Here is a 12,578-nt window from a genome sequence, read left to right on the forward strand (position 1 = left end):
GGCTGCGGCGCAGTGGTGGGCTCAGGGCCGGGGGCACCGGCATTCTCAGGGTGCAATTCATCCCTACGACGGACGACTGCCGCGCCGTTGCGGCACAAGATGATCGGTATGCGTGGGTGGAGGATCGTCGTCGTTGCCGCACTGGCCGCGGCGCTGGCAGTGAGCGGTTGCGGCACGCCCGCCAAACACGAACAGGCCGTGGCCGACCTGGTCGCCCAGGCCGATGCCGCGCCGACCCCGCGGCTGGACTGGGTGCCGTGCCAGGAGAAGGCCCTGAGCAAGCTGCAATGCGCGACGGCGGCGGTGCCGGTCGACTACGCGCAGCCCGCGGGCCCGACACTCGGGCTCGCGCTGGTCCGTCAACCCGCGACCGATCAGTCGCGCCGCATCGGCACTCTCTTCACTGCGGCGGGCGGACCCGGCGCCTCCGGCATCGACTGGGCGAGCAAAGGCGAGATGTTCCCGGGGGAGATCGCGCGCCGGTTCGACGTGGTGACCTTCGATCAGCGCGGTCTCGGCCGCAGCTCGCCGGTCCGCTGCTTCGCCGATAGCGAAGCGGCGCAACGATTCTGGTCTGACGTGCGGTTGCCGCCGGTGGGAGCCGAGCAGGCAGCCGCACAGGCACGCGCCAGCCGGGACCTGGCGGCCGGGTGCGCCGCGCACAGTCCCGCCTTGCTGCCGCATCTCACCACCGTGGATGCCGCGCGCGATCTGGATCTGCTGCGCCGTGCCGTCGGCGACAAGCGGTTGACCTACGAAGGTGGTTCCTACGCCAGTTATCTCGGCGAGGTGTACGGCGCCGTGTTCGGTGACCGGGTGCGCGCGCTGAGCCTCAGCTCGATGATCGACCCGGATGCGTATACCTCCGACACCCGCACCGAAATCGCCGACGCGGCGGCGGGCACCGAGGAGGTGCTGTCCGAATTCTTCCGGCTCTGCGCTCAGGCCGGCCAGCCGCGCTGTGCTTTCGCGGCGGGCGGTAAAGCGTCCGCTGACCCGATCGAGCAGATTCGCAGCGACCAGAAGCCCAGGGGCGGTGAGGATTTGCGGGCCCGCGACACCGCTCTGCTGGAGCGGTTGCGGCAGGGGGCGGTAGTGGTCGGCGAAGGAGAGCGGGCCTGGCCTGTCACCTACGCCGAGGTCATGCCCGCGCACGCGCTGCTGCTGTATGACGCAGCGGACGGCTGGCCCGCCTTGGCCCAGCTGCTGGCCGAACTGGAGCGCGGAGCCGCAGGCAACCCCGATGTCGTGCGCGCGATCCTCGGCGAGAGCACGCTGCCGCCCGCATTCCTCGACTCGTTCACCGCGATCTCGTGCGCGGACAACACCGTTCCCCGCGACCCGGAGCAGTGGCCCGCGCTGGCAGCGGAATTGGGCGCGGAGGGGCCCACGTTCGCCGCGTTCTGGCTGTACCTGCGGCAACCGTGCGCCGCGTGGCCGTCCCCGCCGGGTGGCTACCCGCAGCGCTACGCCGGTCCGTGGATCCTGCGCTCGGACGTACCCGCGCTGCTGTTCAACAACCGGTTCGATCCGGCGACGCCGCTGACCGCCGCGCGCAAGGCCCAGCAGGCCCTGGTCAACGCGCGCTTGGTGGTCGTCGACGGCGGCTACGGGCACGACACCACCGTCGACTGCACCCGGCGGCTGCAGGAGCGTTACCTCATCGACCAGCAACTTCCCGCCCCCGGCGCGACCTGCGAAGCCGATCGACCGCCGTTCGCGGACTGAGCCGCCGGCCCCTGGCGTCCACTTGCCGCGGCGTTTCGTGGCCTGCTCGTCACCCTGCCGTTCCCGCCGCCCGGCGGTCCCGCGGGCTCATCCGGCGGGACAACGGAAGGGGGACAACGGATGACGGGCGGGCGACGACTGTTCAGCCGCCAGGAATACCGGTAATCTGCGCTCGGCCATGCGTGATGAGGGAGGTGGCTGGGTGCGTAGACGCGCCTTCTTCAAAGCTGTTGGTGCAGCCGCGCTGTTCGGTGCTGCCGCGAGCACGTCGCTGCCCGCCCGACCGGCGTCCGCCGATCCGGCCTGGAACCTGCTGTTCCAGTCGTGGGTGCCGGAAATCTTTGCGCCACTGCCCGATCCGCCCGAACACTCGCCCGCGATCGTGATCGGCTCCGGCTTCGGCGCCGCGGTCACCGCGTTGCGACTGGCCGAGGCGGGCATCGCCAACACGGTGCTGGAGCGCGGGTCGCGCTGGCCCAACGATCCGTGGCGGGAGATCTTCACCGGCGACGACCTGCCGGACGGCCGCGGCTTCTGGCATCGCACCAGCTTCACCGGTGTCAGCAAGGTGCCGATGCGGTTCGCCAGCTTCGGCGGCGTCCTGGACTGCACCGAATACCCCGGCATCGACGTGTGGCGCGCGGCCGCGGTCGGCGGCGGCTCGGTGATCTTCACCGGCGCGATGGTCGCCCCGGAGCGGCGCTTCTTCGACCACCTCTTCGGCGGCACCGTCGAGTACGGCGAGCTGGACCGCGTCTACTACCCGCGGGTGCGGGAGATGCTGCGGCTCAGCTCGATGCCCGGCGACATCTACGCCGCCAAGCCGTTCACCCACTCCCGAGCCTGGGACGATCAGGTCCGCAAGGCCGGCTACCAGCCGATGCCCAACGACTCGATCTTCAACTGGGACATCCTGCGCGGCGAGCTGGCGGGCACCACCAGGGCCTCGGCCACCGCCGCCCGCAGCAACCTCGGCAACTCCAACGGCGCCAAGTTCGACCTGAACCAGAACTATCTGAAGTACGCGGAGGGCACCGGCCGGTCCGCGATCTTCCCGGGTCACCAGGTCGAGTCCATCGCCCAGGAGCCGGGCGGCCGGTATTCGGTCCGGGTGACGAAGCTGGCGCCGACCGGCGAGGTGCTCGGCACCCGCACCCTCACCTGCGACCGGCTCTTCCTCGGCGCAGGCTCGGTGGGCACCTCGGAGCTGCTGGTCCGGGCCCAGGCGACCGGCGCGCTGCCGAACCTGAACGAGCACATCGGCGACGGCTGGGGCACCAACGGTGATGTGGTCCTCGGCCGCGGTGCGAGCGCGCTGGCCGGCCTCGGCCAGGGCGTGCCCAGCGCCAGCCGGATCTTCGACGAGTCCGGGCTGCCGCTCAGCCTGGAAAGCTGGTACATCCCCGGCATCCCGTTCGAGACGGGTGCGCTGGCCTCGCTCGGCATGGTGCTCGACCCCGCCCGCACCCGGTTCGGCTACGACGCGGCGGCCAACCGGGTCGGGCTGTCCTGGCCGAGCAAGAACCGGGACGAGATGGTGGCCGCGGCCCGCGCGGTCGACCACCGGATCGCCGAACGCGCCGATGCCGTCCTCGATTACGGCGCCCTCGGCTACGACGCGAACGCCTTGTTCACCGCACACCCGCTGGGCGGCGCGGTGCTCGGCAAAGCGACCGACGGCTACGGGCGGGTGCACGGACATCCGGGGCTGTATGTGATGGACGGAGCCGCCATTCCGGGTAGCACCGGAACCGTGAACCCGTCGCTGACCATCGCCGCACTCGCCGAGCGCAATATCGAGGCGATCATCCGCACCGGAAAGTAGACCTCCAGCCGCTGTGGGGTTGTGCCGACTACCCTCGGCCTGACCGTTCGGCGTTGAAGGGAACCCAGGTGATGGCTGCGAGCACCACTGCGGTGAGCGATGAACTCCCGGAGGGCGATTACCCGCGTAAGCCGCCCACCCTGTGGACCGATTTCGTGATGTTGGCGCTGGCGATCGTTTCGGTGGTGCTGGTCGGCTGGATCACCTTCTTCACGGTGTCCGACCAGACCTATCGCACGATCGTGATCGTCGACTGGGCGGTGTGCGCGGTGTTCGCCGTCGAGTTCCTCTGGCGCTGGCGCCGGGCGGGCTGGCCGTGGACGTTCCCGTTCGTCTACTGGTACGAGGTCCTCGGCATGATCCCGGTGACCAGCCCGTTCTTCCGCGGGTTCCGGCTGCTGCGGATCGTGGTGATCGTGGTCCGGCTCGGCCGCGTCGCCGACCGCGTCTTCGGCGATCGGGTGACCGCCGCGCTGGTCAACCGGTTCGTCTCGACGATCGTCGAGACGATCAAGCGGCCGATGACCATCGCGGTGATGGACGAGGTCGCCAAGGTGATGCGCACCGGCCACTACACCCGCAATATCGCGGCGGCGCTGCAGGAGAACCGGTCCGAGCTCGACGAGATGATCCTGGAGCTGATCAAGAAGGACCCGCAGGCGGGCCGGGTGCGCTACATCCCGTTCCACGACGACATCATCCGGCTGATCGCCGACACCACCTTCCGGATCCTGTTCCAGGTGCTGGAGGATCCGCGCACCGACGAACTGGTCTCGGATGTGTTGCGGGAGAACATCGATCAGATCCGGCTGGCGGTGCAGCACGACATTCGGGTGCCGCCGTCCGCGTACGGGCCGACGGCCGACGAACACGGCGTGCGCCATCACCTCAGCCGGATACCCCGTGCCTGATCTCGTCGCGCGGCTGCGCCAATTTGATTGTCTCCCAGACGATCAGCGCGCCGAGCACGGCGCACAGCAGGGCAAGTGACGCCAGCGCGGGCAGCGCGGCCGCCAGGGGGATCAAGGCGAGCAGCAGCACGATCGTGACCACGCGGGGCACGCTGATCATCCCTGTCGCATAGTGTTTCGCACCGACCAACGCGATCAGATACAGCACGACCCCGCCGTACAACGCGAACAACGGAATTCCGTACAGCGCGTCGTTCAACGTGTGATGGGAAGAGTCACCGACGTAGTAGAGAACTTTTTTCAAACCCAGTGAGAGCCCGATGATCCCGACGATCATCGGAAAATGCCAAAAGGTATACGCGCCCCGCGCGATCTTGATCTGCTTCGCGCCGTCGGCGTGTTTCAGCTCGTGCTCGATCGACAGCGCGGCGACATCGAAATAGGTCCACCACAGCAGTCCGGAGACCGCGAGCCCGAGCAGGGCGCCGACGGTGATCGGCCACGAAATCGGCAGTCCGGCCACGCCGATACCGATCGAGACGATCGACTCGCCCAGCGCCACAATGATGATCAGCCCGTAGCGTTCGGCGAAATGGGTCGCCGAATTCAGCCGCCAATCGGTGCCCGCGAGCAGGGTCCACAGGTAGTCGCCTGCGATCGCGGCGATCCACAAGCCGATCTGCAGCGTGCCGGAGGTCATCGCGGCGATCACCAGCAGGGTGGTGCCGATGGTGATCGACCCGAGGGCCCAGCGCAGCACCTGGTTGCGTAACTGGGCGTCCTCCGTGCTGGCGAGCCAGAACATGATGACGTGGACCAGCCGGACCACCAGGTAGGCGATCGCGAAGACCAGCGGCCCGTACCAGCCGCCGGGCAGGTCGTGGAACGCTTCGGGAATGGTGAGGGCGGCCAGAAAAGCGCCACCCATCGCGGTGAACATCGCCACCCTGGCGAAGCCCTCGTCGGCGCGGATCACGTTGCCGAGCCAGGAGTAGGCGATCCACAGCCACCACATCAGGGCGAGCACGAGGACCGCACGCAGCATGTTCTTGGCGCTGGTCTCTTCCGCCGCCAGGTCGGTGACCATGGTGAACGCGAAAACGAGGACGAGGTCGAAGAACAGCTCGAGCTGCGTCACCGACGCGCCTTCGGCCACCGGCTGGAGCCGAACCCGTTTGGAACCCATCATGGTGCACATAGTCGCACCCCGACCGGCCCGGCGCGTGGCAGCCGCGCCCCGCGTCGCCCGATTTCGCGCTGCGCGTAGGCCTACCGTTTGTTATTCGTTATAGCTATACGGCTTGATTGTTTCCGGGTCGGGAAATCCCTCGGCGAACTCGATGAAATTCTGCACCGCGATCTCGTTCTGCTTCCGCACGGTGCGCTTGAGTAGTAGCCCGGGCACCGGGATGGGTAGGTAGATCTCGGTGTGGAACCAGACGTCGGTGCCTTCCCGGCCCTCGGAGACCTCGAACCAGCCGCCGCCCTTGACGCCCCTGGTGCTGTCGGTGACCTGCCAGGACGAGCGGACGTCGGTCCAATCGTATTCCAGCACTTGCAGATCCGAGCCGTTCATCAGTTCGGCCTTGACGAAAACGCGAACGGGCCTTCCTTGGTTGTCGCGGGAGGCGACGCGGGCATCGGTATATCCGGGCGACCATTCCGGGAGCATTTCGACAGCTGCCAACGCATCCATCACCTGCGCGGAATCGGCGTCGACGACGAATCGAATATCGGTTCTCGTGCGCATGTAAAACCTTCCGACCCCCGATGGACAACTCAGCCCGATTCTCTCTATCGGTTATCTGATTCGTCAACCTCGACGTCCTGGTCAATGGTCGGTCGAGGGGCCGACATGGACGTATGTGTCCAGAACGTAGCTCGGGAGAACGGTGAACAACTTGCAGGTGGAATGGTTTGGGACAACATCGTGGTGGTGTTCGGGCGAGTTGTCATCGAAAAGCCAGGTGTGCGGCGTCCCTTGCTGAATCGCCGTGCGGACGCCGCCGCGTGGTACCGCGGGCACTGGCACGTTGCCGTGCGGGCACTGCCATTCCGCCCCCGGCGGGCCTGGTCGGGCCGGCAGGCTGGCTGTCAGCCCGCCGGTTCGACGATCGCGTCCGGCCCCGGGTACACCAGCGACTCGTGTCCGTCGGCGTAGCGCACGAGGTAGGGCGGCGATCCTTCCGGTCCGCGGACCTCGATGATCTCTGCTTGGCGATCACCTTGGCCCACAACGTGTCCGTGCACGAGCAGTCGATCTCCGACATTCGCCATCATCGACCCATTATCGGACGGGAGTGACAGGGGTCACAAGGTTTCCGGTGTGGAGACCGCCCGGTCTTCCCGGCCGATCACGCGATCGACCGCCGCCTCGATCAGTTCCTGACTCTGCTGTTCGGTGAACACATCCGGCAGCGTGAGCCGGTCGACGATCAGCCAGTTCAACGCCAGATAGAGCAGGAGTACGGATTTTTCGTCGCCGGGCAGGCCCGCGTCGAGATGGTTGCGCACATTGAAGTCGATGTCGGCGCGCACCCGATCGGTCAGCACCGCCCGCAGTTCCGGTCGCCGGGTCGCCTCCAGGCGCAGTTCCAGCAGCGCGAGGTAGCCCGTGCGGAACGCCTCGATGCGGCCGACGGTCTCCTTCATCAGTTCGAGGATGTGCGCCCTGGTCTGCGGGCCCTCGGCCAACTTGGCCATGGTCGCCTCGCTCGGCCGCAACCGCTCGTAGAAGCGGCCGCCCGCCTGGGTCAGCAGGTCGTCGCGGTTCGCGAAGTAGTTCGACGCCGTCCCCGCGGGCACGCCCGCCTCTTTGTCCACCGCGCGAAAGGTCAGTCCGCGGGCTCCGTCGCTGGCCAGGACCTCGATCGCGGCGTCGAGCAGCGCCTGTCGACGTTCAGGGTTGGTCCGCACTTGACACCACTCCATCCGTAGTACTACATTTCAACCACTTCGATCAGAGTACAACAGGTTGGGCGGTCCCGGAATGCGAAAGCTTGTCTACTACGTCGCCGTATCACTCGACGGATACATCGCAGGTCCGGCGGGCGAGTTCGACTTCTACCCCTACGACGAAAAGATGCTTACTTGGCTGAACGCGCAGTACCCGGACTTCGTCCCGACGGAGTTCCGGCCGCAGGTGGGAATGGCCCTGGATACGCCGAACACGCGCTGCGACACGGTGCTCATGGGCCGCGCGACCTACGCCGTCGGCGTGAGCAACCCGTACGCGCACATGCGCCAGTACGTGGTGTCCAGCACGCTCGGCAGCGTCGATGACCCGGCCGTCGAACTGGTGCAGTCCGACCCGGTCGGCCTGGTGCAGCGGCTGAAGCAGGAAGAGGGCCTCGACATCTGGTTGTGCGGCGGCGGCACCTTGGCCGCCGCGCTGCTCGGCGAGATCGACGAGATGATCATCAAGAGCTACCCCGTCGTCGCGGGCAGCGGCATCTCCGCCTTCGCCGGAGAGTTCCGGCCGACCATGTTCACCCCCACTCGGCGCAAAGAATTCGACAACGGTGCACAGGTCACCTGGTTCACCCGCGCCTGATCAAACCCCGTACGAAAGAGGCTCTGCTATGCGAAAACTCGTTTACTTCGTCGGTATGTCGCTCGACGGTTACATCGCCGGACCCGACGGCGGGATCGATTTCTATCCGCTGCCCGAAGATTTCACGGGCTGGATCGGACAGGATTACCCGGAAACCTGCCCACCCACGCTCGTTCATATTTCGGCGTCGCGGCGGACGCGCCGAATCAGAAGTTCGACACTTTGGTAATGGGCCGGGGGACTTACGAACCCGGCCTGGCCATCGGGGTGACCAGCCCGTACGCGCATATGCGCCAGTACGTGGTGTCGACCACGCTCGGCCGGATCGATGACCCGGCCGTCGAGCTGGTCGAGCGAGACCCGCTTGCCCTGGTGCAACAGCTGAAAAAGGAAGAGGGCCTGGATATCTGGCTGGCAGGCGGCGGAAAGCTGGCCGCCGCCCTGCTGAGTGAGATCGACGAGCTGGTGATCAAGAGCTACCCGGTCGTCGCGGGCACCGGTATCCCCGCTTTCGCCGGGGAGTTCCGCCCGACCCTGTTCACCCTGACCGAGCGCCGGGAATTCAGCAACGGCAACCAGGTCACCTGGCTCACCCGCGCCTGACCCGAATCCACAGACGGCCCAGCGGTACTCGCCGCTGGGCTGTCGCCGTCTCACCGAGTCGGCTTCGGCGCGACAGTCGCGGGTAACTCAGTCCTCGCGCAGAAACGACAACCGCACCTGGCGATCGGGGTTGTCCACATTGAGATCGACGAAGGCGACGGACTGCCAAGTCCCCAGCGCCAGCTCGCCGCCGATCACCGGGATCGTCGCGTACGGAGCGATCATCGCGGGCATCACATGGGAGCGCCCGTGCCCGCGCGACCCGTGCGCGTGCCGCCAGCGATCGTCGGCGGGCAGCAGGTCCCGCAGTGCGGCGAGCAGATCGTCGTCGCTGCGCGCGCCCAGTTCCATCACCGCCAGGCCGGCCGTCGCGTGCGGGACGAAGACGTTCAGTAGTCCGTCACCGCCACCGGAGGCCTCGCGCACGAAGGACGCGCACTGCCCGGTGATGTCCTGCACGACCTCGGTCCGTCCGGTGGTCACCGTGATTACCGTGCTCTTCATGACCCCATGGTGCGTCATTCACTCGGTTTCGTCGGCGCGCAATGCCCGGGTCACCCGAAGTGATGTCTCGTGCAGCCGGTTGAACAACTCCAGGATCAGCTCCAGCTGATCCTCGGTGTAGTCGGCGGCTACCGTGCCGAATTCCTGTGCCAGCAGCTCGTAGTGCGGCGCGATCTCGTCGATCCGCTCCTGCACTGGGGAGATGATCACCCGCCGCCGGTCCTGCCCGTCGTGTTCGCGGCGCACGTAACCGGCCTTCAGTAGCCGGTCGATCATCCGGGTGATGGCGCCGGTGGTCAGCCCGGCGGCCGCGGCCAGTTCGCCCGCGGTGGCGGGCCCGCCCAGGCGCAGCATGTTCAAGCAGCGCAGATCGGTCACGTGCAGGTCCAGGCGATCCGCCACGGCCTGGTGCATCATCACCGCGTCGGTGGCGCTGCGCTGCGCTGCGAGCGTCAGCGCCGCACCCAACTCCACCCGCCGGGATTCGCCCTTCTTCGACATGACTTGACACCTTAGCCTCACTCGGACAATATTTTACTCAATCAACTATTTACTGATGCAGTTGATGATCGAGTCAACTTTCACCGAGGGGTAACCATGACCACCGCCCAGCACGTCGACGAAGCCGCCATCCGCGATCTGTTCGAGCGCCAAGCCCAGGCGTGGAACGCAGGTGACGCAGCTGCCTTCGCCGCACTGTTCACCGAGGACGCCGACTACGTCACCTGGTTCGGCACCCACACCAGGGGGCGCCGGCAGATCTACGAGACCCACCTCCCGCTCCTCGGGAAGTACCTGAAGAACACCCGCCTCGACGGCGAGATCACCGGCCTCCGCTTCCTCACCCCCGACGTGGCATTGGTGCACGCCGAGGGCGCGGTACTCAAGGGCAAGCGTCGCCGTAACCGCCGCAACACCAAAGTGCAGACCACCGTGGTTGTTCGCACCAACGGCGAGTGGCAGATCTCGGCGTTCCAGAACACCAAGTACCACTGGCTCTTCGCGAAGTTCGCCACCAAGTCCGACCTGCGCGGCAGGTCCTCGGCACCGGTCGCCTGAGGAGGCAGGGGGAATCCGCTGGACCACGGCCGGTACGCTGGGTGGCTGTTAGCAGCTGGTAGTCGATCTTGGAGGACCCTGTCGTGGCTCTCGTTGTTCAGAAGTACGGAGGATCCTCGGTGGCTACCGCCGAGCGCATCCGGCGCGTCGCTGAACGGATCGTCGAGACCAAGAAGGCGGGCCACGACGTGGTGGTCGTCTGCTCGGCCATGGGCGACACCACCGACGAACTGCTCGACCTGGCCCAGCAGGTAGCGCCCGCGCCGCCCGCGCGGGAAATGGACATGCTGCTCACCTCGGGTGAGCGCATCTCCAACGCGCTGGTCGCCATGGCCATCCACTCGCTCGGCGCCGAGGCCCGCTCGTTCACCGGTTCGCAGGCCGGGGTGATCACCACCGGTGCACACGGCAACGCCAAGATCATCGACGTCACCCCGGGCCGGCTGCGTCAGGCGCTCGACGACGGGCAGATCGTGCTGGTCGCCGGCTTCCAGGGCGTCAGCCAGGACAGCAAGGACGTCACCACGCTCGGGCGCGGCGGCTCCGACACCACCGCGGTCGCGCTGGCCGCGGCGCTGGAGGCCGACGTCTGCGAGATCTACACCGACGTGGACGGCGTCTTCACCGCCGACCCGCGGATCGTGCCGGACGCGCAGCGGCTCGAGCAGGTCTCCTACGAGGAGATGCTGGAACTGGCGGCCTGCGGCGCGAAGGTGCTGATGCTGCGCTGCGTCGAATACGCGCGCCGGTACAACGTGCCTGTGCATGTGCGCTCGTCCTATACCGACAAGCCGGGCACCTACGTTTACGGATCGATGGAGGACATCCCCTTGGAGCAAGCAATCCTCACGGGCGTCGCGCACGACCGCAGCGAGGCCAAGGTGACCGTGGTCGGGCTGCCCGACGTGCCCGGCTACGCCGCCAAGGTGTTCCGCGCGGTCGCCGATGCCGAGATCAATATCGACATGGTGCTGCAGAACATCTCCAAGATCGATACCGGCAAGACCGACATCACCTTCACCCTGCCCAAGACCGACGGCGCGCGCGCCGTCGAGATGCTGACCAAGCAGCAGGACGAGATCGGCTTCTCCCAGGTGCTCTACGACGACCACATCGGCAAGGTGTCGCTGGTGGGCGCGGGCATGAAGAGCCATCCCGGAGTGACCGCCAAGTTCTGTGAGGCGCTGGCCGAGGCGGGCGTCAACATCGATCTCATCTCCACCTCCGAGATCCGGATCTCGGTGCTGGTCAAGGACACCGAGCTCGACGAGGCCGTCAAGGTGCTGCACCGGGCCTTCGAGCTGGGCGGCGACGAGGTCGCCGTGGTGCACGCGGGAACGGGGCGTTAAACCATGGGCATTCGAGTAGGCGTCGTCGGCGCGACCGGACAGGTCGGCGCCGTCATGCGGAAACTGCTGGAGGAGCGCAACTTCCCGGCCGACGAGGTGCGTTTCTTCGCCTCGTCGCGCTCGGCGGGCACAACGCTGCCGTGGCGCGGCGGCGAGATCGTCGTGGAGGACACCGAGCTCGCCGACCCGGCCGGCCTGGACATCGCCCTGTTCTCGGCCGGTGCCACCATGTCCCGGGTGCAGGCCCCGCGCTTCGCCGCGGCGGGCGTCACGGTGATCGACAACTCCTCGGCCTGGCGCAAGGACCCCGATGTCCCGCTGGTGGTCAGCGAGGTCAATCCCGAGCAGACCCGCAACCTGGTCAAGGGCATCATCGCCAACCCGAACTGCACCACCATGGCCGCCATGCCGGTGCTGCAGCCGCTGCACGACCTCGCCGGGCTGCGCCGCCTCATCGTGTCCAGCTACCAGGCGGTGTCCGGTAGCGGCCTGGCCGGTGTGGAAGAGCTTGCGACACAGGCGCGTGCGGTGATCGACGAGGTGGAGAAGCTCACCCACGACGGCAGCGCCGTCGACTTCCCCGCGCCGAACAAGTACGTCGCGCCGATCGCGTTCAACGTGCTGCCGCTGGCCGGTTCGCTGGTCGACGACGGCTCCGGCGAGACCGACGAGGATCAGAAGCTGCGCAACGAGAGCCGCAAGATTCTCGGCTTGCCCGACCTGCTGGTCAGCGGCACCTGCGTGCGCGTTCCGGTGTTCACCGGTCACTCGCTGTCGGTGAACGCCGAGTTCGACGAGCCGCTGTCGGTCGAGCAGGCCAAGGAGATCCTGGCCAAGGCGCCCGGTGTCAAGCTGGTCGACGTGCCGACGCCGCTGCAGGCGGCCGGTGCCGACGATTCGCTCGTCGGCCGGATCCGCCAGGATCCGGGCGTGCCGGACGGCCGGGGGCTCGCGCTCTTCATCTCCGGTGACAACCTGCGAAAAGGTGCCGCCCTCAACACCATTCAAATCGCCGAGGTGCTGCTCAGCAATCGCTGAGCCGTCGT

General features: G+C 67.2%; 13 protein-coding genes and 1 pseudogene. 8 read left to right on the plus strand and 6 right to left on the minus strand.

All coding sequences use genetic code 11. The features are described from left to right. Window positions 1-108: 108 nt before the first annotated feature. The 3 genes from DMB37_RS22520 to DMB37_RS22530 all read left to right on the plus strand — a co-directional run bounded on the left by DMB37_RS22520 (window position 109) and on the right by DMB37_RS22530 (window position 4,464). On the plus strand, window positions 109-1,728 hold the full coding sequence (locus DMB37_RS22520) for an alpha/beta hydrolase (protein ID WP_135234402.1): 1,620 nt from the start codon (window positions 109-111) through the stop codon (window positions 1,726-1,728). A 178-nt stretch (window positions 1,729-1,906) separates the two neighbouring features. After that, entirely contained in the window at window positions 1,907-3,553 is a 1,647-nt protein-coding gene (locus DMB37_RS22525; protein WP_370465179.1) for a GMC oxidoreductase, read from the plus strand. A gap of 71 nt (window positions 3,554-3,624) precedes the next feature. Further along, entirely contained in the window at window positions 3,625-4,464 is an 840-nt protein-coding gene (locus DMB37_RS22530) for an ion transporter (RefSeq protein ID WP_135234403.1), read from the plus strand. On the opposite strand, the gene DMB37_RS22535 is transcribed toward DMB37_RS22530, so the two are convergent. The 4 genes from DMB37_RS22535 to DMB37_RS22550 form a co-directional block, all read right to left on the minus strand. Further along, window positions 4,442-5,653: a low temperature requirement protein A gene (locus DMB37_RS22535; RefSeq protein ID WP_135234404.1), complete on the minus strand. Its 1,212-nt coding sequence runs from the start codon at window positions 5,651-5,653 to the stop codon at window positions 4,442-4,444. The two genes, DMB37_RS22530 and DMB37_RS22535, sit on opposite strands and share 23 nt — an antisense overlap. A gap of 90 nt (window positions 5,654-5,743) precedes the next feature. Beyond that, the gene (locus DMB37_RS22540; RefSeq protein ID WP_135234405.1) at window positions 5,744-6,214 is read right to left on the minus strand and encodes an SRPBCC family protein; all 471 of its coding nucleotides are present in this window, start codon (window positions 6,212-6,214) and stop codon (window positions 5,744-5,746) included. A gap of 344 nt (window positions 6,215-6,558) precedes the next feature. Then, the gene (locus DMB37_RS22545; protein ID WP_135234406.1) at window positions 6,559-6,744 is read right to left on the minus strand and encodes a DUF1918 domain-containing protein; all 186 of its coding nucleotides are present in this window, start codon (window positions 6,742-6,744) and stop codon (window positions 6,559-6,561) included. A gap of 30 nt (window positions 6,745-6,774) precedes the next feature. Continuing rightward, window positions 6,775-7,380, minus strand: a complete 606-nt coding sequence (locus DMB37_RS22550) for a TetR/AcrR family transcriptional regulator (RefSeq protein ID WP_370465180.1) — start codon at window positions 7,378-7,380, stop codon at window positions 6,775-6,777. Window positions 7,381-7,453: 73 nt separating this feature from the next. Between DMB37_RS22550 and DMB37_RS22555 the strand changes: the two genes are divergently transcribed. Continuing rightward, a complete protein-coding gene (locus tag DMB37_RS22555; RefSeq protein WP_135234408.1) occupies window positions 7,454-8,017 on the plus strand; it encodes a dihydrofolate reductase family protein in 564 nt (187 codons plus the stop codon). 28 nt (window positions 8,018-8,045) lie between these two features. Then, window positions 8,046-8,620 (plus strand): annotated as a pseudogene (locus DMB37_RS22560) (dihydrofolate reductase family protein). An 87-nt stretch (window positions 8,621-8,707) separates the two neighbouring features. Here DMB37_RS22560 and DMB37_RS22565 read toward each other — a convergent pair. Together DMB37_RS22565 and DMB37_RS22570 are read right to left on the minus strand one after the other, a co-directional pair. Then, on the minus strand, window positions 8,708-9,124 hold the full coding sequence (locus tag DMB37_RS22565) for a secondary thiamine-phosphate synthase enzyme YjbQ (protein ID WP_135234409.1): 417 nt from the start codon (window positions 9,122-9,124) through the stop codon (window positions 8,708-8,710). 18 nt (window positions 9,125-9,142) lie between these two features. Then, window positions 9,143-9,625, minus strand: coding sequence for a MarR family winged helix-turn-helix transcriptional regulator (locus DMB37_RS22570; RefSeq protein ID WP_206055004.1), 483 nt, complete (start codon window positions 9,623-9,625; stop codon window positions 9,143-9,145). A gap of 96 nt (window positions 9,626-9,721) precedes the next feature. Here DMB37_RS22570 and DMB37_RS22575 point away from each other — a divergent pair, with 96 nt between their 5' ends. From DMB37_RS22575 to DMB37_RS22585, 3 genes are all read left to right on the plus strand, one after another. Further along, window positions 9,722-10,183: an SgcJ/EcaC family oxidoreductase gene (locus tag DMB37_RS22575; RefSeq protein ID WP_135234410.1), complete on the plus strand. Its 462-nt coding sequence runs from the start codon at window positions 9,722-9,724 to the stop codon at window positions 10,181-10,183. 83 nt (window positions 10,184-10,266) lie between these two features. Next, the gene (locus DMB37_RS22580; protein WP_107653739.1) at window positions 10,267-11,532 is read left to right on the plus strand and encodes an aspartate kinase; all 1,266 of its coding nucleotides are present in this window, start codon (window positions 10,267-10,269) and stop codon (window positions 11,530-11,532) included. A gap of 3 nt (window positions 11,533-11,535) precedes the next feature. Next, complete coding sequence (locus tag DMB37_RS22585; RefSeq protein ID WP_135234411.1) at window positions 11,536-12,570, plus strand: aspartate-semialdehyde dehydrogenase; 1,035 nt, start codon at window positions 11,536-11,538, stop codon at window positions 12,568-12,570. The last annotated feature ends 8 nt before the right edge of the window (window positions 12,571-12,578 follow it).

The sequence above is a fragment of the Nocardia sp. CS682 genome (assembly GCF_004634405.1).
Classification (GTDB): domain Bacteria; phylum Actinomycetota; class Actinomycetes; order Mycobacteriales; family Mycobacteriaceae; genus Nocardia; species Nocardia ninae.

What these genes read in the sequence shown, in the direction of transcription:
- DMB37_RS22520 (WP_135234402.1), top strand. Translation starts at nt 109, where the DNA reads ATGCGTGGGTGGAGGATCGTCGTCGTTGCCGCACTGGCCGCGGCGCTG.
- DMB37_RS22525 (WP_370465179.1), top strand. Translation starts at nt 1,907, where the DNA reads ATGCGTGATGAGGGAGGTGGCTGGGTGCGTAGACGCGCCTTCTTCAAA.
- DMB37_RS22530 (WP_135234403.1), top strand. Translation starts at nt 3,625, where the DNA reads ATGGCTGCGAGCACCACTGCGGTGAGCGATGAACTCCCGGAGGGCGAT.
- DMB37_RS22535 (WP_135234404.1), bottom strand. Translation starts at nt 5,653, where the DNA reads ATGATGGGTTCCAAACGGGTTCGGCTCCAGCCGGTGGCCGAAGGCGCG.
- DMB37_RS22540 (WP_135234405.1), bottom strand. Translation starts at nt 6,214, where the DNA reads ATGCGCACGAGAACCGATATTCGATTCGTCGTCGACGCCGATTCCGCG.
- DMB37_RS22545 (WP_135234406.1), bottom strand. Translation starts at nt 6,744, where the DNA reads ATGATGGCGAATGTCGGAGATCGACTGCTCGTGCACGGACACGTTGTG.
- DMB37_RS22555 (WP_135234408.1), top strand. Translation starts at nt 7,454, where the DNA reads ATGCGAAAGCTTGTCTACTACGTCGCCGTATCACTCGACGGATACATC.
- DMB37_RS22565 (WP_135234409.1), bottom strand. Translation starts at nt 9,124, where the DNA reads ATGAAGAGCACGGTAATCACGGTGACCACCGGACGGACCGAGGTCGTG.
- DMB37_RS22570 (WP_206055004.1), bottom strand. Translation starts at nt 9,625, where the DNA reads ATGTCGAAGAAGGGCGAATCCCGGCGGGTGGAGTTGGGTGCGGCGCTG.
- DMB37_RS22575 (WP_135234410.1), top strand. Translation starts at nt 9,722, where the DNA reads ATGACCACCGCCCAGCACGTCGACGAAGCCGCCATCCGCGATCTGTTC.
- DMB37_RS22585 (WP_135234411.1), top strand. Translation starts at nt 11,536, where the DNA reads ATGGGCATTCGAGTAGGCGTCGTCGGCGCGACCGGACAGGTCGGCGCC.